The following is a 23,840-nucleotide window of genomic DNA, read 5'->3' as shown; positions in this document are numbered from 1 at the left end:
TTTACCCTTAAATTTTTGAGCTAGCTTCTATGACACTTTTAAAATTTGCACTATCTCTTTTATACGCGTTATCCAGCGCACTTAACATAGTGTAATTTTTACTAAGCTCGGTTGTTTCCACGTCTAAATCCACGGTGTTGCCATCATTTCTAGCCATGTGTCCATCCCTTAAAAATAGGTTTGGAACATTTGAATTTGGAAATTTATCAGCATCAATGTGTGCGGCATCTGTCTTTGCAAGCTCTAAGGCAGGCTCACTTTTTTTATTATAAATTTCATCAGCTTTTTTGCTTAAAACAGCCTCAAACGCTATATCGCGCGCCTTATAAAAAGGCGTGTCTATGTTTGCTATATTGCCGCTTATCATCTTTTGCCTCATCTCACGAGCGCTCATAGCAGCCTCGACAAGCGGACGAGATTTTGAAGTTTGGGCTATAAACACAGCTTTTCCTTTTATTTTTACGATTTTATAAGCAAAAAATGTTCCATTTATTTGGAATTTGTATAAATTTTTTCCAAATCCGAGCGCATATCAGCCCAGTTTATCCCACCTAGGTAGTATTTCACGCCATAAACACCACTATCTACGTCAGTTAGTGTCTGATATTTGCCGCCTTTTAATACTACTTTAAAAGGCAGAGCTATCTCGTGATTATACTTTATATCCCTTACTATCTGCTCTGCTATGCGGTCATTTAGAGCTGTTTCGTTGCTTATAAAATAAAACGCATTATACTTTTGGACAAAATTTGAAACTACATATTCATTGCTCACGTTTTCAAAATGCGTAAGCCCAACGATGGTGAAATTTTTAGCATGATCTAGCTGATACTGCATTAAAGACGGCGCCTCTTTCTGACATGGCGGACAAAATGTTCCAAATACATCAAGCATCAGTACCTTGTCTTTTTCTCCAGCTATCTCAAAGCCACCCTCAACTCGCAAAAGCTCCAAACTTCTGCCGTTTACGTCTTTTAAAAGCACCTTTTCACCTGTTTTAAAGGGCACAAATTCATCTTGCGCTACATTCTCACTCTCGCCACAAGCTATAAAAAACAGAGCCAAAAAAGCCAAAGCAGTAATTTTAAAAATTTTCATCTTTATTCCTTTAAATATATCTTTTTATCGCAGCTCTTGCCTCGCGCTCGCCCTCTCGGCGCTTTATCGTCTCACGCTTATCGTGCAAATTCTTACCCTTTGCAAGTGCGATACGAGCCTTTATAATATTTTTCTCATTTAAGTAAAGGCTAAGAACGACGATTGTAAGCCCCTCCTGCGTAACTGCACCAAGGAGCTTATCAATCTGCTTGCGGTGCATTAAAAGCTTCCTCGGGGCGCGTTCGTCTGGGCGAAAATGGCTATGCGTAGTGCCAAGATGGCTAATGTGGGCATTTAAAAGAAACATTTCGCCTTTAATAATGCGCACAAAGCTATCTTTTAAATTTGCTCGTCCTGCACGCAGTGCCTTTACTTCGCTACCTTTTAAAACAACGCCAGCTTCGTAGTTTTCGATTATACTAAAATCAAAAAACGCCTTTTTATTTTTAGCTAGCTCTTTCAAATTTATTCCTTTAACCAAAATAAGCTACTGCCACTACCGCTTAAAAATTTATCCAAATAAAGTGGCTTATTAAGCTCGCTATAAAGCGCAAGACAAGCGGCGCGCAGGTCGTTTAGTTCGCTATTTTTAAACTCAACTAAAAGCTCGTCACTTTTTAAATTTACCATATCTTTTGCCTTTTTTGGCTCGATTTTGCTCAACAAATTTGCCCTAAAATAGGCATAAACCTCTGGAGTGGAGCAAAAAACATCTGGGCTAACTAGCAAAAGCGCAGGCAAATCATCATCAAACGGCTCAATAATCTCCCCTATTCCGCTTACATTAGCCGAGCTTTGTCCGCTTAAAAAAAACGGCACATCAGCGCCCACCTTTAGCCCCAACCTTAAAAGCTCATCCGCGCTAAGTCCAAGAAATTCATTAACCAAAAGCATAAAGCAAGCCGCATCAGAGCTACCTCCGCCAAGCCCCGCACCAACCGGAATGCGCTTAGTTAACCTTACGCTTTTATCCCTAAAAATCTCCGCAAGCTCGCCAGCATAGCCAGCCTTTGCCATGATATCATAAGCCTTAGCGATAATTGTATCGTTAAAATCGCTTATAACAAGGCGCTCATCGACTCTAGGTACGAGAGTTAGCTCATCACTTAAATCCTCAAAGCGTACAAATCTGCTTAAAATCTCGTGATAAACGCCTCTAGTGCCAGTTATTTTAAGGAAAATATTTATCTTTGCTGGTGCTTTCATTTTTTAAATTTATCCGATAGTTTTGCTAGCTCTTCAGCACTTATTTCATGATTAGCTAGGGCATTTTTGCTCTTTATCTCATCGACTAGCTCACTTCTTAAAATAGTCATGTTTTTAGGTGCTTCTATGCCTAGTTTTACGCCATTTTTGCTTATACTTGATATGATTATTTTTATATCGCCATTTATTATTATTGATTCATTTTCTTTTCTTGATAATACTAGCATTTTTCAACCTTATTTAATCGATAGGCTACTACCGCATTTTTTATCTCAATGATACTAAAAAATTCTTCAAACTCTACTAAATACACGCCGTCATTTGTATTTTTAAATTTATCACAAGCTAGCTTTTTGCCGAGCATTATGTCGCTTTTATCACCCAAATACTCATTTTGTGCTAAATTTAAGCTATCAGGAATACAAAGGGGCTTTTCATTATCATAAAAAAACCTCCCCTCGCTAAGCCTTTTAAGTGCACTTAAAGTGGCGTTTACGTCCAGCTTTTTGGCTAAAATTTGAGCCAAGCTTCTGATGTATCCACCCTCGCTAACGCTCGCACGAAAGCTAAGGAACGGATGAGAGTAGCCAGTAATATCAAACTCAAAAACACGCATTTTAGCAGGCGCTAGCTCAAATTCCTCGCCACTTCTAGCTAGCTCATAGGCTCTTTTTCCGTTTACGTGCTTTGCGCTATATTTTGGTGGCACATACTCTATCTCGCCCAAAAGCTCGCTTGCGGCAGCTTTTATCTGATTTAAATTTAAAGGCGAAATTAGACTAACACTGCTTATATTTTCATTATCACCACTTTCGCTAATCGCACCAAGCCACATTACAGCCTCATACACCTTTGGTGATAGCTCAAGATATCGAAAAAGCCGCGTGTATGAGCCTATACCAACTATAAGCGCACCCGAGGCAAATGGGTCAAGAGTGCCTGAGTACCCAGCGCTTTTTACGCCATATTTGCGCTTAATCTGCGATAGGAATTTATTCGAGCTTGTACCTGAGGGCTTATTTGCCACAAAAAGCGCGTTCATACTGCCTTTTCCACAAAGCTAGACATAATTTCGCGTACACTTCCGCCAAAATTTATAGTAAGCTTATGCTCTTTACCACGCTTAGATACGGCAGTAACACGCCCTATGCCAAAAATTTTATGCTTAACCAAGTCGCCCTTTTTATACTCATCACTTTTTTGTATCACCAATGAGCCAGCACATACACCACTTTCGCTTAAAAATCGGCTCTTATTAAGCCTGGCACGCTGCCCTTTATAAAATCTAGACGCAGCAAAAGACAGTGTGAGTTTTGATTTTGCACGAGTAAGGGCAACATAGGCAAGCCGTCGCTCCTCCTCTATATCGCTACTCTCGCCAAGCAGTGGAAAAAATCCCTCCTCAAGCCCTATAACAAAAAGATGCTCAAACTCAAGTCCCTTGCTAGCATGCACACTCATTATAGAAATCGCCTCATCGCTTATAGCATCAGCCTCACTAGTAAGAGTTAGCTCGTTTAAAAACTCATCAATGCTAAATGTGGGAGAGTTTTTGGCTTGATCTTTAAGCATAGCATAAAACTCATCGATATTTGCCGCGCGCTCGCTACCATCAGGCAAGGCTGCGTAGTATTTTTTAATGCCAAATTTATCCTCAAGCCCATCAACCAGCAAGCCCACATCCTTTACACTGGAAAGCTCTACCACACTTTTTACAAAATCAAAAAGCGCTTCTTGTACCTTTTTACTAAACTCAAGCGAAGCCCTATTTATCGCCTCAAAAAGTGAGCTTTTATCCTCATAAGCAACCCTCTCAAGCCGTTCAAGGCTTACCTTACCAAGCCCACGTTTTGGACGGTTTATAATGCGCCTAAGCGAAAAATCATCGCTATTATTTAGCACTAAACGCAGATAGCTTATTATGTCTTTTATCTCAGCTCGCTCATAAAATTTAACTCCACCCACCATTTTATAAGCGATTTTTTCGCGGCTCAGTCCATCCTCAAGCGAGCGAGAGAGGGCATTTACACGATAAAGTATGGCTATCTCGCTAGGCTTTACCCCCTTAATTATTAGCTCTTTTACAAGCGACGCTAGCTTGCCAGCCTCGGACGCTTCATCTGCGCTTTCTACCACAGCCACCTCATCGCCGCTACCTCTAGTGCTTATAAGCCTTTTACCAAGCCTGCCTCTATTATGCTCTATTAGCTCATTAGCGGCTTTTAGTATGGCCTCACTTGAGCGGTAGTTATGCTCTAATTTTACTACAAGCACATCCTTAAACTGGTCTTTGAAATTTAAAATATTTTCTATCCTAGCCCCACGCCAACCGTAAATACTCTGATCGTCATCGCCAACTACGCAGAGATTTTGGTGTGTAGCACAAAGCTTTTTTAAAAGCTTGTACTGAAGGTCGTTTGTATCTTGATACTCATCAACCATTATGTATTTATAGCGGTTTGAAATCTCTTTGGCTAGCCCCTCATCAGCGTCTAAAATTTTATAAGTAAGCACAAGCAAATCATCAAAATCTACTAAATTATTTGCCGCTAAATACTCCTCATATCTAGCATAAATTTTTGCCGCCTTTTGGTAAAATGCCTCCTTGCCATACTCTTTACTGCCTAAATCGGTGGCATTTTTATACACGTCATCAACGCTTAAAAGAGAGTTTTTGTAGCTACTTATCTCACTTGAAAGCACGGAGGTGGGCAGGTCTGACTCAAAGCTTTTTATAATGCGCTTTTTATCGTCTGTGTCGATTATTATAAAGTTATTTTTTCGTCCTAGCACATTTATGTGAAATTTTAAAAAAAGTAAACCAAATTTATGAAAAGTACAAAGTAGCGGCTGAGTGCTTATGTTATTTGAGTTTAGCAAAGATAGCGCACGCATTCGCATCTCATTTGCTGCTTTATTGGTAAAGGTCAAAGTAAGCGTGCTAGCTGGGTCTATGCCAACCTCACTAATAAGATAAGCCAAACGCGTAGTAATGGTCTTTGTCTTGCCACTTCCAGCGCCTGCTAGGATAAGCATAGCCCCATCTATGTGCGTCGCTGCATTGCGCTGAGAGTCGTTTAATCCGTCTAAAATATTCACTTGCACTTTCCTTAAAATAATACTAGATTTTATCAAAACGAAGTTAAAAGTCTCATAAAGCTAAGCCTAAACACATATGCTAAGACAAGAACAAGCCTTAGCGCATTAGGAGATAAAAACGCTAAGGTAATAAATTTAATCGTTAAAAAATCCTGAATTTAAAGGATTATTTTTAAACACAGAAAAAGAGCTTTCATCATCATTTGGCTCTTTTTCTTGATTTTTAGGCTGCTTATAAACTGAAAAATTTACCAAAATCGGGTGCTTTTCGACTAAAATTTGAGCTATGGCAGATAGCGGCATACTTACAGTTGATGGAAAGTCTGCCTTACCAAATCCAGCCTCAAATCTAAGTGTGTCGCCTGTTAAAACCGCACTCTCAAATGTATACCCAGCCAGAGCAAATAGCGTAAGCCTCTCTGAAGAGAGGTGTAGTTTTATATGTTCTGGAAGCTCTGGGTCGTAGCTTATAAAGCTAGGATAAGCCGCTACCTCAAACGGCGTACCGTCTCTTAGTAAAAACTCTATAACCTCATAAATGTGCATTTTCATCAAAAGAGCAAAACCATCATCGTTTAATAAATCATTAAGCATTACATCTCCTCAAACTGTTTTACAAGAGTCCTAACCTGCTCTAGCCCTATCTGCCAAAACTCATCATCATTAATATCAAACCCAAACATAGCCACTAGTTCAGCTGGCGATTTACTTCCGCCTGAGCTTAAAAATTCTGTGTAAATTGATACAAAGTCAGCGCATTTTCCGCTTTTATAAAGCCCAAAAAGTGCAAGCACAAGCAACTGCGCATAGCTATATGCATAGCAGTAAAATGGAGTATGGATAAAATGCGGTATATAGCTCCACCAAATTTTATAATACTCATTTAGCGTTACGCTATCACCAAACATTTTCTTACTCTCTTTAAGCCAAAGCTCATTAAACTCATCAGCGCTTAATTCACCTTTTTTAGCATGCACCTCGCGTTCGAATGTAGTGAAATTTATCTGACGATAAAGTGTGGCAAAAATATCCTCAAGCTTACGAGCTAAAAGCGCCCTATGAGCCTCTTTACTCAGTCCACTTCTTACATAATCAAACACAAGCATCTCGCAAAATACCGAAGCCGTTTCAGCCGTCGTAAGCGGAGTATCGGCGTTTAGATATCCCACTGAGTAGCTTAGATTTTGATGTATGGCATGCCCTAACTCATGTGCTAGAGTAAAGACATCTCGCATCTCATCTGTATAATTAAGCAAAACATAAGGATGCGCCCTAGATACCGCACCATGACTAAAAGCACCCCCTCGCTTGCCCTCCTTTGGATACACGTCTATCCAGCCCTCGCTAAAAGCCCGCTTGGCAATATCTGCAAAACGTGGGCTAAATTCATTAAAAGCCTCAAGCACAATCTGCTTTGCTTTTTCATATTCCACCTTTGCGCCACTATCCTTAAGAGGCGCATATCTATCGTAATCATAAAGCTGCTCAAGCCCTAATAATTCGCGCTTTTTATGATAATATCTGCTGACTAAATCAAAGCTAGTTTGGGCTGAATTTATAAGCGAGTCAACGCTTTGCTTTTTAATCTGATTATCAAGATGGCGAGGTGCTTCTGGGCTATCATAGTCGCGAAGTTCGCACTGCGTGGCTAAATCAGCACGAATCATATTATAAATATAAACTAGCAGGTGCTGATTTTGCTCCAGCGTTGCGCTTAGGCTAAGAGCTGCCTCTTTTCTTACTTCGCGATTTGGGTCATAAAGCTTTGAGAGTATCTCCTCCTCGCTTAGATTTTTATCTTGAAATTTAAACCTCATCTTAGAAAACGTCTCATCAAAAAGCCTAGCAAATGCCTGCGCTCCAGTACTTGAAACACGAAGTAAAACCTGCTCCTGCTCTAGCTTGAGCTGGTGTGGTTTATGCTCTCTTAAAAGCTTAAGATAGTAGGCATATTTTGCGTTTGCTGCGCTAAAAATAGCTGCCTTTTCATCGCTTAAGGAGTTAAATTCCAAATCAAAAAACAAAAGCCCCTCAGCCGCTAGCGTAGTCTTTTCGTCTATCTTTGCGTAAAATGCGCCGTTTTTAGTATCCTGAGCAAATACCAAAAACGCATAAGTCGCCACGCCAGCTATACGCTCATTAAGCGCCTCATAGGCTAAAAGCGCGGCGTTAAATTTATCCTCACTTAAGCCATCAAGCTTGCCTGAGTAGGTGTTTTGAAATTCATCGCACTCTTTTATTAGACTATCCGCCTCGCGCTCACACTCCTCATTTGAGGCAAATAAAGCCCTAAAATCCCAGCTATTTGTGCTCATGCCATCTCCTTTTCACTCATTGAAGCTGCTGCTGTAAACATAACATCAGAGGCGCTATTTACAGCAGTTTCCACGCTATCTTGTATAACGCTAATTATAAAGCCGATAGTTACGACTTTAAGTGCTATGTCATTACTTATACCAAAAAGCGAACAAGCAAGCGGCACCAGCATAAGCGAACCACTTGCTACGCCGCTAGCCCCGCATGCACCTATAGCTGAAACGAGACTAAGCAGCAATGCTGCGCCAAAACTCACGCTAATGCCATCAATGCTATTAACCGCAGCAAGAGCAAGAATGCTAATTGTAATCGCAGCCCCACCCATATTTATACTAGCCCCCAGGGGGATTGAGATGGAGTATAGATTTTCATTTAAGCCGAGCTTTTTACAAAGCGATAAATTTACAGGCACATTTGCCGCTGAACTTCTGGTAAAAAACGCCATAACTCCACTATCTTTTAAGCATGTAAATACAAGCGGATATGGATTTTTCCTCATAAAAGCATAAAGCATCGCAGGATAGATTATAAGTGCTACCACAGCATTCGCAAGGACAATTAGCACCACTAATTTAGCATACTCTAATAAGCTATTAAGCCCTGTAGTATACACACTAAAGCTAACAAGTCCAAAAATGCCAAATGGCGCTAGACGAATGATAAATTTAATAATCTTTGTAACAGCGTCTGAGAGGTTTGAAAATACAGTCTTTAACTCATGAGAACAACCCCTAAGAGCTACACCAAAAGCCACAGCCCATGTAAGCACGCCGATAAAATTTGAGCTCGCTAGGGCATTAATCGGATTATCCACCATTTTAAAAGCAAGTATGCGAATAACTTCAGACAGAGCCTGCACTGGGCTTCCTGAGGCACTATTAATGCCAGCTATACTAAGCTTAATAGGAAAAATAAAGCTAAGCCCAACAGCCACAAAAGCCGCAAGCATAGTGCCTAGCAAATACATGATAATGACTTTTTTAAGCCCCTTCGCAGCGCCTATTTGCTTTGTTGCGATTGAGGTTAAAATCAATATAAAAATTAGCACAGGTGCGATAGCCTTTAAAGCCCCGACAAAAAGCAAGCCCAGATTGTTCGCAAGAGCCACGGTCTCATTTAGCTCATATATCTTACCAAATACACCAAGCCCAGCACCAAGAAGCATGGCGATGATTATTTGAATCATTAAATTTCCGTCTGAATATCGTTTAGCGATAGCTAAAAACATAAAAATTCTCCTACCTATGTATAAATTTAACCCATGATTTTATCGAATTTTAACTGAATTTAAACAGTGCTTTTGATAAAAAATTATCGCTAAGAGTTAAAAATTTGAGCTAAGCTGGGATTTTGATATGATTAAATTTAGGCTTTTAATGCACTCTTTGCAGTTTTCTAAGGTAATGGCGTCTATCTCATTAGCCCTGCTACTAGCGTTTGCTAGCAGCAGTTTTATGATGTTTGGATTTACCAAAATCTCATCACTATAAATTTTAGCATTTTGGGCTATTTGAAGGAGTAAAAGCTCGCTCAAAGCTACGCCTTGCTAGGCTCAGAGAGATAATACTCAATCTGTTCTTGGCGAAGTATGCGGATTAAATCCGTGCTACCAGACACGCCAGCTGGATGTCCTGCTGTTAAAAGATAGCTTCTGCCATGCTTTATAAAGCCCTTTTCCACGCCGATTTTTACGGTATTTGCCAGCAGGCTACTAAGCCTATCTCTAGGCAAAATATAAGCTGGCGTAACGCCCCACGCTAGGGTGAGAGAACGAGCAGCAACCTCATCATGAGTAACGGCTATAATGTCAATATTTGCACGATTTTTGGATAAATTTAGAGCCGATTTTCCAGTACTTGTTATGGTTATCATCGCATCTACGCCTAAATTTACCGCAAGCCTAGCTGCAGAAGCCGCCACCATTTCAGTCTCATCGCTTGGTGTAAACTCATCAAATTTATTATACGGATAGACGCTTTGAATTTCTACTATGGTATTACTCATCGCCTCAACCACAGCGACTGGGTTTTTGCCTATCGCACTCTCCTCGCTTAACATCACTGCGTCAGTTCCATCAAGCACGGCATTTGCCACATCGCTTATCTCTGCTCTTGTGGCTGTTTCATGCTCTGCCATGCTTAGCATCATTTGCGTAGCTGTGATGACTGGCTTGCTGGCTGCGTTTGCCTTTTTTATGATGCATTTTTGAAGCATCGGTACTTTATAGTATGGCACCTCTATACCCAAATCTCCACGCGCTACCATTATAGCGTCGCTTTCTTTTATGATCTCGTCTATATTTTCCACAGCGTCAAATTTCTCTATCTTAGCTACTAAAACCGCCTTTGAGCCAAAGCCAGAAAGCACGCTCCTAGCCTTTTTAACGTCATTTGCATCCTGAACAAAGCTAATAGCCACAAAATCCACCCCATGCTTTGCGCCAAATGCCATATCCTCACGGTCTTTTGGCGTGATGACATCTATGCCTATTTTAGTATTTGGGAAATTTACGCCCTTATTTGAGTTTAGCACGCCGTCATTTTCGATTACGGTTTGCACCATGCTACTACCCTCAACGACTACTCGTGCTTTAATGCTACCATCATAAAGATAAATATACTCACCCACGCGTAGCATAGGCAGGATTTGAGGCTGATTTATGCTTATTGCATAGTGTGATTTTTCTACCATTTCACCCATACGTTCGCTTGCATACACATCAAGCCTATCTCCGCGCTTTAGATTAAAAGGCTCAGCAAGCTTACCACAACGAATTTTTGGGCCACAAATATCTTGCAACACACCTATTCTAACGCCTAGCTTTGCCTCAAGCTCTCTTACTTTTGCTATATTGCTGGCGTGATATTCGTGAGTGCCATGGCTAAAATTTAGACGAAAGATATTTACGCCAGCCTTTACCATAGCCTCCATTACCTCTATATTGTCGCTTGCAGGCCCTAGCGTGGCTACGATTTTAGTCTTTTTATTTGACATGCCCTCTCCTTATTTTGATTTGCTACTACGATACATCGGATGCTGGTAGTCATTGCGCTCACAAGCGGTTAGAGTAAGCGCAAATAAAGCGCATAGAAATAGTAAAATGGATTTTTTCATCACTTTATGCCTTTAATTTTTAGCGAGATTATAGCAAATTTTTAGTAAAATCCTGCAAAATTTAACAAAGGACGCAAGCTTGGAAGCACTAGCACTTAAATATCGCCCTAAAAATTTCGAAGCCCTAATCGGTCAAGAAGCCGTAAGCAAAAGCCTTATGCACGCTCTAAAAGAGGGGCGTATAAGCCACGCATATCTGTTTTCTGGACTTCGCGGAAGTGGCAAGACCTCATCTGCTAGAATTTTCTCAAAAGCGCTCGTTTGTGAGCATGGTCCTACACCCATGCCTTGCGAGACATGTCCTCACTGCATAATGGCAAACGAAGGCAGACACATAGACATAATAGAAATGGACGCCGCAAGCCACCGAAAAATAGACGACATAAGAGAGCTAATAGAACAAACCCGCTACACACCCTCGGCTGCTAGGTTTAAAATTTTTATCATAGACGAGGTGCATATGCTGACAAAAGAGGCATTTAATGCGCTTTTAAAGACACTTGAAGAGCCGCCTAGCTATGTGAAATTTATCCTAGCTACGACTGATCCACTTAAGCTGCCAGCTACGGTGCTTAGCCGTACGCAGCATTTTAGGTTTAAGCAAATAAGCCGCTACGCCATAGTAAAGCATTTGGAATTTATCCTAAATAAAGAGGGCGTGGCGTATGAGCTGGGCGCGCTTGAGATACTAGCTCGCAGTGGCAGTGGTAGTCTGCGAGATACGCTTACGCTGCTAGATCAAGCCATAATCTACGCAGGAAATGAGCGCATAAGCCAGCAGGGCGTAGCCCAAATGCTGGGGCTACTTGACCCTGAAAAAATAGAGCAAATCCTAAACACAATCTCCATAAAAGATAAAAACAGCGTAAAAACCCTAATAGCAGAACTTGACGGTATAGACGCGGAGATGATGATAGATGAGATGATAGCAAATTTAAAAGAGAAGTTTTTAGCAAACGACCCTAAGTTTTCGCTACTTGTTTATGAGAGATTTTTCCGCATACTATCAAAGAGCAAATCAATGCTAGGAGTTAGCACTGATAATGGCTTTATTTTAAGTTTGATGATGTTTATGATGATAGAGGCAATGAGCCTAAAAGAGATAGATGAGGCTATAATAGCTCAAAGCGAAAGTTTAAGTGTGCCCTTAATAAGCCAGCAAACTAGCCAGCAAGAAATGCAAAAACCTCAAAACCAAACCCCAGCTAGCCAGTCGCCAGCCCCCGCACCAGCAAGGCAGCCAAATGCTTATGATATGCTTTTAGAGAGGCTTTATGATAGAGATTACTCGCTTGGTGAGTGCTTTGAGGCGAGTATTAAATTTATAAGCTTTGACGGAAAAATAATGCACCTAACCTCCCATGCTACTGGCGCGCAACAAGCAAAGCTAAGAGAAAGCTCAAAGATAATTTTATCGCTTCTTAGATCTCTTTTTGGTGCAGAGGCTAGCATAGCCATAAAGCCAGCCACTAGCCAAAGCAAGCCTCCCAGTAGTCAAATAACAAGCTCCCCAAAGCCCCAAGACAGCCAGAACAAAGCTGAGCCAAAGCAGAGCATAGAACCTGTATTAGAGCCTATGGGGCAAGCTACTAATCAAAATTCATACGAGCAGATAAAAGAGCAAGTAAATTTAACCCAGGTAAGCAAGCCACAAGCCAAAGACGCAAACCAAGAGCAGCAAGCCACAAGCATACCCCAAACTAAATACGACCCAGACCCAGAAATAGAGCAAATACCACAGCATCAAGCAAGCAATAGCGGAGCAAATGAATACGAGCTTAATGAATTTGACGGTTTAGATGAGCTTGACGCTGATTTGGCTAGGCTTAGCAATGATAGCGCTGATACGGCAAAAATAGAGCCAAAAACTAGCCAGAATGAGAAAAAAACGGAATTTAATCTAAGTGCTATGCTTAAGCCAAAAAGCGAGGAAGAGGCAAAGGCGCGCAAAGAAATGCTCGTACTAGATGAGCTAGCACGGCTATTTGGAGAGCCGCACGCCCTGCCAAATGAGCCTTAAGAAACCTCCCTCATAAGGGTATAAAGCCTAATCGTAGAGATAAAAAGAGTAATAATAGCAGGTCCTAGGATAATCCCCCAAAAGCCAAACGAGCTAAGCCCAGCCAGCATCGCAAAAAATATCAAAAGCTCGTTGATTTTGGTTGGAATTTTAACGAGTTTGTCGTTTATAAACTTAATCACCAAAGGCTTTAAAAAAGTATCCGCGCCAAGGGATATAACAATCACCGTATATACTGCAATAACCACAGCGGCTTCGGTGTTTCCACTGGCAAATTCATAAAGACTAATAGGCGCCCAAACAAGTAGCCCACCAACAGCAGGAATGAGCGAGGCCACTGCGTAAAACATGCCAGTTAGTAGCGCATCATAGCCATAATGAGCTGTAATCACAGCAAAAAGCGTCCCCTGGATTATCATATTTGCAATAATCGAATAAAACACCACGCTCATCACATTTGCAACCTCGCTTAGCACAGACTCCGTCTCATCAGGGCGCATAGGCAAAGACTGCTTTAAATATCCTATAAGCTGCGACCCATAAAGCAGGGCAAAAAAGAAAAACACCAAAATAAAGCCCATATCAACTATAAAATTTACCGAAAGCTTGCCAAGGCTTGCGAGATTTGGCAGAAGCTTTGAGCTTATCACACTTAAATCAAGCTCTGAGATTAGCTCTTTAAATTTAGGCTCAAGAAACGCCAAAGTCTCAGGCAGATGAAAGCTAGCATCCTTAAAATACTCAATCGTCCTTGTGATATTATAGGTATTAAAATTTGCCGCATAGTTTGCCAAAAACACGATAGCATAGCTTAAAGGCGCCAAAAACAAAAACAGCAAAAACGCCGTAGTAAAGCCAGCGCTTATTGTTTTATTATGTAAAAACCTAAGAAAAAATACATTTAAATTTGCCATAGCAACCGCTAAAAGAGCCGCTATAAATATAGAAAGCAAAAATGGCTTAAAAAGATACACCAAAAGCCCAAGAGCCAGCAAAACCAAAACAACTAAAAAATACTGCCCTCCCCTAATCATCAAAAAGCCCCTTTTCAATGCCAAATTTAAAGCTCTCATAGCTTTTGTGGCTAGCTATGCGCCCTTTTGCAGTACGCTCGATATAGCCGTTTGCTAGCAGATACGGCTCGATGACGTCCTCGATAGTACCCTCATCCTCACTTAAAGCCGCAGCAATAGTTGATAATCCGATGGGACGGCGCTTTGCCTCAAGCAAAATTTGCAAATATCGCAAGTCCATATCATCAAATCCACGCGCATCCACACCAAGTGCATCAAGCCCCTCTTTTGCTCTAGCAGAGCTTATGGCGCCTTCATCAGCCACATCAGCAAAATCGCGGATTCGCTTAAGCAATCTAAGCGCGATACGAGGCGTGGCTCGGCTTCTTAGTGCGATTTCCAAAGCCGCACTATCATCGCAATTTTTGCCTAGTTTTAGGCTTGCTTTTTGAATTATCCTAGCCAACTCATCTGGGCTATAAAACTGAAGGCGAAAATCCATACCAAATCTATCCCTAAGCGGCGCAGAAATCATGCCAGCCCTAGTCGTCGCACCTATTAATGTAAAGCGCTGAAGGTCGATTTTAATAGTCTGCGCGGCTGGCCCAGAGCCTATTATGATGTCTAGGCGAAAATCCTCCATGGCAGGATAAAGCACCTCCTCTATCGCAGGACTTAGCCTATGAATTTCATCAATAAAAAGTACATCGCCCTCTTGCAAATTTGTTAAAATCGCCGCCAAATCGCCGCTTTTTTCTATCATCGGCGCGGCTGTGATTTTTATGCCTGCGCCCATTTCACTTGCGATTATGTGAGCTAAAGTGGTCTTGCCAAGCCCAGGAGGGCCATAAAAAAGCACGTGATCTAGGCATTCACCACGCTTTTTGGCGGCTTTTATAAAAATGTTTAAGTTCTGTTTTATTTTCTCCTGCCCAACATACTCATCAAAGCTAGCGGGGCGCAAAGAGGTCTCAAAATCGCCCTCAAAACTAAGTTTTTCTATCTCAACAATCCTATCCAAATCAAAGCTCGCTTATAAAATTTTGTTTAATTTTATCAAAAATTTGCTACAATAGCGCTGAATATTTTAAGGATACGCATATGGGTTTAATGAAAAATTTAGAAGTAGAGTACTCTTACGATATAGTAGAGGAGTTTTTATCACACTATTCACTGATGTGCGATTTACTCGAGCCTCTTATTATAAATTTATCCCGACAAGAAAAATACCACGAAAACATAAATGAGCTTTTTAGGATATTTCATAATATTAAATCGGCGGCTGGCTTTATGCATACAGAGCCTATAACGAAGCTAACTACGCTGGCTGAGGAGGTCTGTGAGGAGGCACGAGTGATAAAAGGTCCTGCAAACGATCAGTTTATAGACTGGCTACTTCTTGTAAGTGATCAGTTTAATAAATACAAAGAAGACTTAGAAAATGACGCCGATTTTTTTGGTATGCTAAATCCTCATATTATAGACATTCCCACCAGGCTTGACTAGGCAATAAATTTATAGTATAATCCGCCCCCAAATGGGGGTGACTTGGCTTCGACAGGAGCTGGATGGTCATGGTCGCATGTCGCTTTGGGCAAAGCGTAAAAAGCCTAAAATTAAAATTAAACGCAAACAACGTTAACTTTGCTCCTGCTTACGCTAAAGCTGCGTAAGTTCAGTTGAGCCTCGCTAATAGCCCATACTATCTAAGCTAAAAGGCGAGTAATCAAAGATAGTGTAGCCTGCTACTGTGGCGAAGTGGCGAGTGAAACTTAGCCTGTGGGTTTTTGTAGCGCCTTTGGAAAGTGAGCGTAAAAACTCAAGATAATCACTTTTGCTAAGCATGTAGAAGCTGCGGTTGTTCGGTTTTTGGACTGCGGTTCGATCCCGCACACCTCCACCAAATTTATAAATTTTTATTTAAACTTAGCTTTATTAATTTCTTTTTAAAAACCTTTTAAATATAATGCAGACAATTTTTCCAAAAAAAAGGCAAATAATGTATCTTTTTACTTCCGAGGTGGTAAGCCCTGGGCATCCTGATAAATGCGCAGATATAATAGCAGATAGCATAGTAGATGAAATTTTAATCCACGACGCAAATGGGCGCGTGGCTAGCGAGGTCTTTGTAGCTGGTAAAAATATAGTAATAGGCGGAGAGATAAATAGCACTCACACCCTAAGCCACGCTGATTATCGCCAAATAGCCCTAAAAGCCCTAGCAAATATCGGCTATGACGGCAAGAGCGCTTTTACCCACGAGCAGTGCCTACACCCCGATGACGTCGAGGTCGCCGTGCATATCAATCAACAAAGCCCAGACATAAACCAAGGCGTAGATCAAGCTAGCGGCGAGATAGGCGCTGGGGATCAGGGCATTATGTTTGGCTTTGCAAGCTGTGAGGCGGATGAGTATATGCCAGCCGCTATCACTTATGCTAGGAGAATTTGCGATAAGGTCTATAGCTACGCCAAAGCCCACCCAGACGAGCTTGGCGTGGATATAAAGACGCAAGTTACGATTGATTATGGCACGAAAGAAAACTTCGAAGAGTGCCGCCCGCAGAGCATTCACACCATAGTCGTCTCCGCCCCTTGCGTAGAGAGTATGGATATAGAACGCCTGCGAGAACTAGTCCAGGGGCTAATTGATAATTCAGCACTACCAGCAAATTTATATCACAAAGACAAAACGATAATCTACATAAACCCAACTGGCCGCTACGTCAATCACTCAAGCCTGCACGACAGCGGACTAACAGGCAGAAAGTTGATAGTCGATAGCTTTGGCGGCTACGCTCCTATTGGCGGCGGCGCACAAAGCAGCAAGGACTACACAAAGGTAGACCGCAGCGGACTATACGCCGCTCGCTACATCGCTAAAAACATAGTCGCCGCAGGGCTAGCCAAAAAGTGCATAGTCCAGCTAAGCTACGCTATAGGCGTGGCTCGTCCGACATCTGTTAGCGTCGATACTATGGGTACTCACATAGCCAGCGTCGATGATGATAAGCTATCAAATTTCGTTATGCAGCACTTCCCACTCACGCCAAAGTGGATAACGGATAAATTTAAGCTAGCAAGTCCTAGCCGCGAGAGCTTTCTTTACGCCGACGTCGCCGCTCGTGGGCAGGTAGGACAGGCTGATTATCCGTGGGAGAAACTCGATAGCGTGGAGCTTTTTAAAAGCTTAATAAAATAAGCCGCCTAAGTTACCCTAGCGGCTTATAATATCATATCCTTGCGGTATGTGAGGGATAAAAATTTCAGGATTTATCTTGCCATTTTTTATCACATTTGACAGGGTTATTTTCACCTTATTGTCAAGTTTATCTTTGTAATCAATCATGCTTACAACCCCTCTTTCATCGATGCTTATAAGATAATCAACATCATCATAGCTTGCCTTATAAAGCTTATCGCTTATACGTTTTGCATTACGTAAAATGCTCGTTAAATTTGGCACATTCTCAAGCCTGCTTATAATAGCCTGCTCTAGCTCATCCTCTATAATAACCACCCTATCATCGCTAAAATAAATTCTCTTTCTAGCTGGGCTATCATATTCCCAAAACGCCTCTTTTGTCGTGGCATAAAACCTGCCATTATAAACTATGTCCTTACCACCACTTTTAATAGTCTGGACAAAATCTGCACTAAGCGAGCCAAACTCCAGCGCAGAAGCTGCAAAAAGCGAGGTAACGCAGAGAAAAATGAGTATAAATTTTTTCATATTTTTCCTTTTTTGGTTAATTTTAGCAAAGAAATAGTTATGTTGTGATAAAATCTTTAGTTTAAAATTTAAAGGTAGGATTATGATAGCAACCATAGCGAGAAAAATTTTTGGTACAAAAAACGACAGAGAAGTAAAAAAATACAAACGCCGAGTACAAGAAATAAATGCCTTAGAAAGCACCCTAATAAACCTTAGCGATGATGAGCTAAAAGCTAAATTTGAAGCCATAAAACAAGAAGTAAGAAACGGCGAAAAAACCACAGATGAGGTGCTAAATGAGGTCTTTGCTATTACCCGTGAAGCCAGCCGCCGTGTACTAAATATGCGACACTTTGACGTGCAGCTAATAGGCGGCATGGTGCTAAATGACGGACGAATAGCAGAGATGAAAACAGGAGAAGGCAAGACCCTGGTCGCCACCCTAGCAGTAGTACTAAATGCAATAAAAAAAGACGGGGTGCATGTAGTAACGGTCAACGACTATCTAGCTAAGCGCGACGCTGAGCAAATGGGAAAGCTTTATGAGTTTTTAGGGCTTAGCACAGGGGTAATACTAGGTGGAGTGTATGATGATGAGCTTAGAAAAGCAGCCTATGAATGCGACATTACATACGGCACAAACTCTGAATTTGGCTTTGATTACCTTAGAGATAATATGAAATTTAATATAAACGACAAAGTCCAAAGAGCTCATAGCTTTGTCATCGTTGACGAAGTAGATAGCATACTCATAGACGAAGCACGCACCCCACTTATCATCTCAGGTCCAACAAACAAAACCCTAGAAGGCTATATAAAAGCAGACGAAGTGGCTAAAAATTTAAAGCGCGGCGAGCCAGCAGACCCAACCGTGCCAAACTCAAAACCAAGCGGAGACTTTGTCGTAGATGAAAAAAACCGTAGCATAATAATGACTGAAGAGGGCATAAATAAGGCTGAAAAGCTCTTTGGGGTAGAGAATTTATACAGTCTTGAGAACGCCATTTTAAGCCATCACCTAAACCAAGCCCTAAAGGCGCATAACCTATTTGAAAAAGACGTACATTATATAGTAAGAGACGGCGAAGTGATGATAGTTGATGAATTTACTGGGCGTATCAGCGAGGGCAGACGCTTTAGCGAGGGACTACACCAAGCGCTTGAGGCTAAAGAGGGTGTAAAAATCCAAGAGGAGAGCCAAACCCTAGCCGACACAACGTATCAAAACTACTTTAGAATGTACGGCAAGCTAGCTGGCATGACAGGCACAGCTCAAACTGAAGCGACAGAATTTTCTCAAATTTATAATCTCGAAGTCATCTCTATACCAACAAACCTACCAGTAGCCAGAGTTGACGAAAATGATTTAATCTATAAAACTGAAAGAGAAAAATTTAAGGCTGTTGTCGCTGAAATAAAAGCAGCAAATCAAAAAGGACAACCAGTGCTAGTAGGCACCGCAAGCATCGAAAAGAGCGAACTTTTGCACGAACTGCTTAAAAAAGAACGCATCGCCCACTCTGTGCTAAACGCTAAAAATCACGAAAAAGAGGCTCAAATCATCAGCCAAGCCGGAGTAAAAGGTGCAGTAACAATAGCCACAAATATGGCTGGGCGTGGTGTGGATATAAAAATAGACGATGAGATCAAAAAGCTAGGAGGGCTATACGTAATAGGCACCGAAAGACACGAAAGCCGCAGGATAGATAATCAGCTTCGCGGACGAAGCGGTAGACAAGGCGATCCTGGCAAGAGCCGATTTTACCTAAGTTTAGAGGATAATTTACTACGCATATTTGGCTCTGAGCGAATAAAAGTAATAATGGATAGACTAGGCATAGCTGAAGATGAAAGCATAGAAAGCCGCATGGTAACGCGCGCAGTCGAAGGGGCTCAAAAAAAGGTCGAAAGCCTGCACTTTGAAGCTAGAAAACACCTGCTAGAGTATGATGATGTGGCAAATGAGCAGAGAAAAACAATCTATAAATATAGAAACGAGCTACTAGATCCAAACACAGACATGAATGCACGCGTAAGGGCAAACCAGCAAGAATACGCAGCCCAACTCCTAGAAAAAGCTGGGATAATCGCAGGCGGACTAAAAGATGAGTTTGACCTAGAAAATCTAGCCAATATAATAAAAAGCGAGATAGGCGAGGATATAGAGGCGGATAAATTTAAAGGGCTTGAGTATGATGAGCTATTAAACGCGCTTAGTGATGAGCTTATCAAAAACTACGAGCAAAAACTATCACTCATAAGCCCTGACGATAAATCACGCATTGAGAAGGTGCTATATTTGCAGGTTTTAGACGGCGCATGGAGAGAGCACCTATATCAAATGGATATACTAAAAACAGGTATCGGACTACGCGGATATAATCAAAAAGATCCGCTAACAGAATACAAAAAAGAGAGCTATAATCTTTTTTTAGAGCTTGCAAGTAGACTAAAAACAGAAAGTAGCAAAATGCTTCATCTACTTCAGCTTCGTCCGCAAGATGAGAGTGCTTCGCAAGTGCTTGAGGAGATGAGTGAAAAATCAGAAAGCGAAGCTACCAGCTTTAGCGCAAGTGACGAAAATGGGGAATTTAAAAAAGCCATACATCATAGCGTGCCATCTAATGCCGCAAACAGCGCCAAAAAGCCTGCCCGCAATGCACCCTGCCCTTGTGGAAGTGGTAAAAAATACAAAGATTGCCACGGGAAAAGTGGTCCAAAAAAAGGAATTTTTGCTTAATATTTTCTGGGTTTTTACGATATTTTCTAGTCTGTAAGCCCAGAAAATGCACCAAAAAGAGGATAAATTTAAATATTTTATCCTCTTTTACGCAAGGCTTTTAGCAACAGTAGCCATGGATATATGTAAGAACCAAAATATAAATTTAAACAAGGACAAAGATGAGCCTAGTACGATTTTTAGCGCCAAAATATCTGCGCTTTGATAAAACTCAGCCATTTATCACACTCTCTGCATTGCTTGCATTTTTGGGGGTGAGCGTTGGGCTTATGGTGCTTATTGTGGCTATGGCGCTAATGAATGGCTTTGATAAGGATTTTGAGAGAAAGCTCTTTACTATGAACTATCCAATCACCATTTTAAGTCCATTTTCAGATAGGATAGATGATGAGCTTTTAAAAACCTTACAGGAGAAATTTAAGTCCTTAAAATTTAGCCCTTACATCAGTTCTCAGGCTATACTAAAGGGTGAGCAGGGCATGGGTGGAGCTATGGTTTTTGGGGTTAATAGCGCACTAGAAAAAGAGATAAACGAGATAGTCAAAGACGCTCTAAAAGAAAAGGAGATTGATGGTTTTAGCCTGCTTGTAGGTAGTGGGCTAGCGCAGATTGCAGGGGCAAAAAGCGCAGATAAAGCCACGCTCATTTTTACCACAGCTGAAGCTGGAGGGCTGTCGGTGCTGCCAAAGATAAAAAGATTTAACATAAAGGGCGAGTTTAGCTCTGGGCTTGTGGCGTATGATAAACTTTATGTGTACACAAGCCTTAAGGCTTTAAGCAGTATTTTGGGCTATGAAAGTGGCAAATATGACGGTATACACGTGTTTTCAAGCAAGCCTTTTGATGATATAAAAGCTCTCAAATCCACCCTACCAGTAGGTGTGCAAGCCATAGGCTGGTGGCAACAAAATGGTAACTTTTTCTCCGCACTAGCACTTGAAAAAAGGGCGCTTTTTATAGTTTTAATGTTAATAGTCCTAGTCGCTAGCCTAAATATTATAAGCTCACTTTTAATGACCGTGATGAATAGGCGCTCAGAAATCGCCCTGCTTTTATCACTTGGAGCAAGCAAAGCGGAAATTAAAAAGAGCTTTTTTTTGCAAGGCATGGCAATAGGCGGCAGCGGGATAATATTTGGCGTTGCGCTTGGACTTGTTGGGATATTTTTACTGGGTAATTTTGACATCATAAGCCTACCAGCTGACGTATACGGTAGCTCAAAGCTTCCGCTTGAACTATCGACGCTTGATTTTTCTCTTATAGTAACAGGCTCCATACTCATGGTTGCCCTATCAAGCTACTATCCAGCCAAAAAGGCCTCAGAAGTGGACGTACTAACCACGCTTAGAAATGAGTAAATTTCACAATTTTATATATCTATAAATATCTTTATAGATATATAAGTTTGCTCTCTTGTATAAAATCTTAAAATATAATCCATGTATTTTTTAAGTTCATAGATTATTCTAATTCCAAAACTCTTTATTTTTACAAAATTTAATTATAGCGGATAAACTTATTAAGATAAATAAAAGTTTTTGGGCTTTGAAATCTAGTCATATCACAAAAGATAAAACCACTTACAAAAAATTCAGCCCAAAAACGAATTAAAGACTTCGGGGCTATCTAGCTCGCCTAGCCCTAAGGCCATAAACTAAACCAAACACTCCAAAAATTATAGCCACCCCAGTTATCATGGCGCCATACTCACTATAAAGCGGAGTGTGTGAAAGCGTAGCTATATCTCCTTCTTTTACATCGACATCGTACTCTATTATATGCTCTCCATGGTCACTACCAGCATGTACAACTACATGCCATTTGCCAACCCTATCAGGCAAAAAAGTAAGTACGCCACGCTCATCAGTATTACCTCGCACAAAGGGCAGACTAGCATCAGGTGCATAGACTTCAAATGGTGAATAGCTAGCCACATCCCCACCACCAAAAAATACTTCACTATAAAGTGCGCCTTTTTTTAAATTATAATGAAGAACATGTGCGCCAAGCCCACACAAAACGCCAAATAAAGCAAAGATAAAAATTGCTCTCATAAAGCCCTACTCCAAATTAAAGCTAATAGATGACTGTATAAGCAATCTCTTTGCCTGAGGATCATCAAGAAGTGGTTTTTCGTAACGAGCAGCAATTATATTTAGGCCTTTGCTAACTATTTTTATAAAGGCTATACCATATTCATTTGTAGTCTCACTTAAATCATCAGTTTGATTTTCAAATTTAGCACCAGCTAATGCCTTGCCATTAAAAGTAACCAAAACCGGTAAAGTATCACCCACTTTTAAGCTAAAAGGATTCTTAAGCGGAGTGACCTCAAAATCAAGCCCTAAAGGATTAGCTAAAACAGGAGAATAAGCAAAATATGTCTTTCCTATTTTAAGTGAACGCAAAGTGTCAAACACAACTCCATTTACATCATAGGCTGGCTTAGACACATATCCTGCATCAGTCTTACTCCAATATCCTGCATCAAAATTTGTAACAACAATGGCTGGACTAGAGGAAGTCAAAATAGCTGGTACATCCTTTGAATAATCAATACCAGTTTTAATATTTTTTCCGTTTATGTCATAAGCTTCAGCACCCAAAAACTGCTCTTTTTTATAGTCTTCAAAACCATTATGTGCCCAAAACTTAAGCTCATAGTGTTGCCCTATTTTTGCTGCTATACTTTGATGAGCAAAAGCAGAACTTGAAATAAAAACTGCTAAAACGCCTGTTAAAAACGTGATTGATGAAATTTTTTTCATTTAAACCCCCTTTAAGTTTGTAATACTAATATAAAAATTGTATTACCAAAATACTTAAAACATATTTAAATTTATAAATAAAAATTAAAAAAATAAATTAATATTTTATTTAAGCTATTTCATAAAAAATCAACAATCCAAAGACAACAAACAAAAATGCACAAAATTTATCAATATATACACGATAGCGATTAAAAGTCTCTCTAACTCGCTTTAAAGCAAATACCCAGCCAAGAAAAGCAAAAAATAAAAAACTTTCAAAAACTATCACAAACCCCAAAATCCATAGCATAAAGCTATCCTCAAATCTCGCCGCGGCTAGGCTAAAAATGCCAGCAAAATACATAATAGCCTTTGCATTTGCTAGGTTTGTACTAAGACCTAGCATATATGCTTTAAAATCACTCATACCACTATTTTCATTTGAAACGTTAATTGAGCTAGAACCATTTTTATAAAGCATAAAAGCAATAAAAATAAGATAGGCTCCACCTACTGCCATTAAAATTTTAAGCAAAGGAGTGTGGGCTATGCTAGCTAGTAAACCAACGCTTAAGCTAACCCAAAGAATAAGACCCGTAGCTATGCCAGCAGCGGCAAATACCACTGCCCTAAATCCACAAGCAGCCCCTGTGCGCACCATAATAAGCACATCTGGGCCAGGAATAGCGGCAAATAAAAGATGAACCAGTGCGATAGTAAAAAGCATAATTTCTCCAAAATTTAAAAGTAAAAATAGTCTACATTGTAT

At 40.7% G+C, this 23,840-nt stretch carries 24 protein-coding genes and 1 other RNA gene; 7 read left to right on the top strand and 18 right to left on the bottom strand.

Features of this window, described 5'->3' with window-relative positions; all coding sequences use genetic code 11:
* Nucleotides 1-7: 7 nt before the first annotated feature.
* From flgB to pyk, 12 genes are all read right to left on the bottom strand, one after another.
* Entirely contained in the window at nt 8-436 is a 429-nt protein-coding gene (flgB, locus tag LBC_RS04095) for a flagellar basal body rod protein FlgB (protein WP_409240991.1), read from the bottom strand.
* Nucleotides 437-489: 53 nt separating this feature from the next.
* On the bottom strand, nt 490-1,098 hold the full coding sequence (locus LBC_RS04090; protein ID WP_221254830.1) for a TlpA disulfide reductase family protein: 609 nt from the start codon (nt 1,096-1,098) through the stop codon (nt 490-492).
* A gap of 10 nt (nt 1,099-1,108) precedes the next feature.
* The gene (smpB, locus tag LBC_RS04085) at nt 1,109-1,561 is read right to left on the bottom strand and encodes an SsrA-binding protein SmpB (RefSeq protein WP_221254829.1); all 453 of its coding nucleotides are present in this window, start codon (nt 1,559-1,561) and stop codon (nt 1,109-1,111) included.
* Nucleotides 1,562-1,563: 2 nt separating this feature from the next.
* Nucleotides 1,564-2,304, bottom strand: a complete 741-nt coding sequence (locus LBC_RS04080) for a 4-(cytidine 5'-diphospho)-2-C-methyl-D-erythritol kinase (RefSeq protein ID WP_221254828.1) — start codon at nt 2,302-2,304, stop codon at nt 1,564-1,566.
* Nucleotides 2,301-2,531 (bottom strand): carbon storage regulator CsrA, encoded by a 231-nt coding sequence (gene csrA, locus LBC_RS04075; RefSeq protein WP_221254827.1) that lies wholly within the window; start codon nt 2,529-2,531, stop codon nt 2,301-2,303. Before csrA ends, LBC_RS04080 begins: the two co-directional genes overlap by 4 nt.
* Nucleotides 2,525-3,346, bottom strand: a complete 822-nt coding sequence (gene truB, locus LBC_RS04070; RefSeq protein WP_221254826.1) for a tRNA pseudouridine(55) synthase TruB — start codon at nt 3,344-3,346, stop codon at nt 2,525-2,527. The genes csrA and truB overlap by 7 nt, the downstream gene beginning before the upstream one ends.
* Nucleotides 3,343-5,403 carry an ATP-dependent helicase gene (locus LBC_RS04065; RefSeq protein WP_221254825.1) on the bottom strand — a complete coding sequence of 687 codons (2,061 nt, stop codon included), beginning with the start codon at nt 5,401-5,403 and terminating at the stop codon, nt 3,343-3,345. Before LBC_RS04065 ends, truB begins: the two co-directional genes overlap by 4 nt.
* 135 nt (nt 5,404-5,538) lie before the next feature.
* Nucleotides 5,539-5,997, bottom strand: a complete 459-nt coding sequence (locus tag LBC_RS04060) for a hypothetical protein (RefSeq protein ID WP_221254824.1) — start codon at nt 5,995-5,997, stop codon at nt 5,539-5,541.
* Complete coding sequence (locus LBC_RS04055) at nt 5,997-7,718, bottom strand: M3 family oligoendopeptidase (protein WP_221254823.1); 1,722 nt, start codon at nt 7,716-7,718, stop codon at nt 5,997-5,999. The genes LBC_RS04060 and LBC_RS04055 overlap by 1 nt, the downstream gene beginning before the upstream one ends.
* Nucleotides 7,715-8,953 (bottom strand): serine/threonine transporter SstT, encoded by a 1,239-nt coding sequence (gene sstT, locus LBC_RS04050; protein ID WP_221254949.1) that lies wholly within the window; start codon nt 8,951-8,953, stop codon nt 7,715-7,717. Before sstT ends, LBC_RS04055 begins: the two co-directional genes overlap by 4 nt.
* A gap of 90 nt (nt 8,954-9,043) precedes the next feature.
* The gene (locus tag LBC_RS04045; protein WP_221254822.1) at nt 9,044-9,253 is read right to left on the bottom strand and encodes a hypothetical protein; all 210 of its coding nucleotides are present in this window, start codon (nt 9,251-9,253) and stop codon (nt 9,044-9,046) included.
* A 2-nt stretch (nt 9,254-9,255) separates the two neighbouring features.
* Complete coding sequence (gene pyk, locus LBC_RS04040) at nt 9,256-10,713, bottom strand: pyruvate kinase (protein WP_221254821.1); 1,458 nt, start codon at nt 10,711-10,713, stop codon at nt 9,256-9,258.
* Nucleotides 10,714-10,912: 199 nt separating this feature from the next.
* On the opposite strand from pyk, the gene LBC_RS04035 reads away from it, so the two are divergent.
* Nucleotides 10,913-12,853 (top strand): DNA polymerase III subunit gamma/tau, encoded by a 1,941-nt coding sequence (locus tag LBC_RS04035; RefSeq protein WP_221254820.1) that lies wholly within the window; start codon nt 10,913-10,915, stop codon nt 12,851-12,853.
* Here the strand turns inward: LBC_RS04035 and LBC_RS04030 are convergent.
* Together LBC_RS04030 and ruvB are read right to left on the bottom strand one after the other, a co-directional pair.
* Nucleotides 12,850-13,884, bottom strand: coding sequence for an AI-2E family transporter (locus LBC_RS04030; protein WP_260173458.1), 1,035 nt, complete (start codon nt 13,882-13,884; stop codon nt 12,850-12,852). The genes LBC_RS04035 and LBC_RS04030 overlap by 4 nt on opposite strands.
* Nucleotides 13,880-14,887 (bottom strand): Holliday junction branch migration DNA helicase RuvB, encoded by a 1,008-nt coding sequence (gene ruvB / locus LBC_RS04025; RefSeq protein ID WP_221254819.1) that lies wholly within the window; start codon nt 14,885-14,887, stop codon nt 13,880-13,882. The genes LBC_RS04030 and ruvB overlap by 5 nt, the downstream gene beginning before the upstream one ends.
* An 80-nt stretch (nt 14,888-14,967) precedes the next feature.
* On the opposite strand from ruvB, the gene LBC_RS04020 reads away from it, so the two are divergent.
* The 3 genes from LBC_RS04020 (at nt 14,968) to metK (ending at nt 17,068) form a co-directional block, all read left to right on the top strand.
* On the top strand, nt 14,968-15,372 hold the full coding sequence (locus LBC_RS04020; RefSeq protein ID WP_221254818.1) for an Hpt domain-containing protein: 405 nt from the start codon (nt 14,968-14,970) through the stop codon (nt 15,370-15,372).
* A gap of 33 nt (nt 15,373-15,405) precedes the next feature.
* Nucleotides 15,406-15,769, top strand: a transfer-messenger RNA (tmRNA) gene (gene ssrA, locus LBC_RS04015).
* A 96-nt stretch (nt 15,770-15,865) separates the two neighbouring features.
* Nucleotides 15,866-17,068, top strand: coding sequence for a methionine adenosyltransferase (gene metK / locus LBC_RS04010; RefSeq protein WP_221254817.1), 1,203 nt, complete (start codon nt 15,866-15,868; stop codon nt 17,066-17,068).
* A 15-nt stretch (nt 17,069-17,083) separates the two neighbouring features.
* Here the strand turns inward: metK and lolA are convergent, their stop codons facing one another.
* Nucleotides 17,084-17,599 carry a LolA-like outer membrane lipoprotein chaperone gene (gene lolA / locus LBC_RS04005; RefSeq protein WP_221254816.1) on the bottom strand — a complete coding sequence of 172 codons (516 nt, stop codon included), beginning with the start codon at nt 17,597-17,599 and terminating at the stop codon, nt 17,084-17,086.
* Between the two features lie 82 nt (nt 17,600-17,681).
* Here lolA and secA point away from each other — a divergent pair, with 82 nt between their 5' ends.
* The 3 genes from secA to LBC_RS03990 are packed head-to-tail and all read left to right on the top strand — an operon-like array spanning nt 17,682 to nt 21,679.
* Nucleotides 17,682-20,321, top strand: coding sequence for a preprotein translocase subunit SecA (gene secA, locus LBC_RS04000; protein ID WP_221254815.1), 2,640 nt, complete (start codon nt 17,682-17,684; stop codon nt 20,319-20,321).
* Between the two features lie 46 nt (nt 20,322-20,367).
* The gene (locus LBC_RS03995; RefSeq protein WP_221254814.1) at nt 20,368-20,526 is read left to right on the top strand and encodes a hypothetical protein; all 159 of its coding nucleotides are present in this window, start codon (nt 20,368-20,370) and stop codon (nt 20,524-20,526) included.
* Nucleotides 20,483-21,679: an ABC transporter permease gene (locus LBC_RS03990; protein ID WP_221254813.1), complete on the top strand. Its 1,197-nt coding sequence runs from the start codon at nt 20,483-20,485 to the stop codon at nt 21,677-21,679. Before LBC_RS03995 ends, LBC_RS03990 begins: the two co-directional genes overlap by 44 nt.
* 264 nt (nt 21,680-21,943) lie before the next feature.
* On the opposite strand, the gene LBC_RS03985 is transcribed toward LBC_RS03990, so the two are convergent.
* The 3 genes from LBC_RS03985 to LBC_RS03975 form a co-directional block, all read right to left on the bottom strand.
* The gene (locus LBC_RS03985; RefSeq protein WP_221254812.1) at nt 21,944-22,375 is read right to left on the bottom strand and encodes a hypothetical protein; all 432 of its coding nucleotides are present in this window, start codon (nt 22,373-22,375) and stop codon (nt 21,944-21,946) included.
* A gap of 6 nt (nt 22,376-22,381) precedes the next feature.
* Complete coding sequence (locus LBC_RS03980) at nt 22,382-23,089, bottom strand: DUF4198 domain-containing protein (protein WP_221254811.1); 708 nt, start codon at nt 23,087-23,089, stop codon at nt 22,382-22,384.
* A 109-nt stretch (nt 23,090-23,198) separates the two neighbouring features.
* On the bottom strand, nt 23,199-23,798 hold the full coding sequence (locus LBC_RS03975; RefSeq protein WP_221254810.1) for a LysE family transporter: 600 nt from the start codon (nt 23,796-23,798) through the stop codon (nt 23,199-23,201).
* Nucleotides 23,799-23,840: the final 42 nt, after the last annotated feature.

Source organism: Campylobacter sp. 19-13652 (assembly GCF_019702925.1).
In the GTDB taxonomy this organism is placed as follows: Bacteria; Campylobacterota; Campylobacteria; order Campylobacterales; family Campylobacteraceae; genus Campylobacter_A.
The sequence above is the reverse complement of the archived record's forward strand: the minus strand, read 5'-3'. Positions and strand labels throughout refer to the sequence as shown.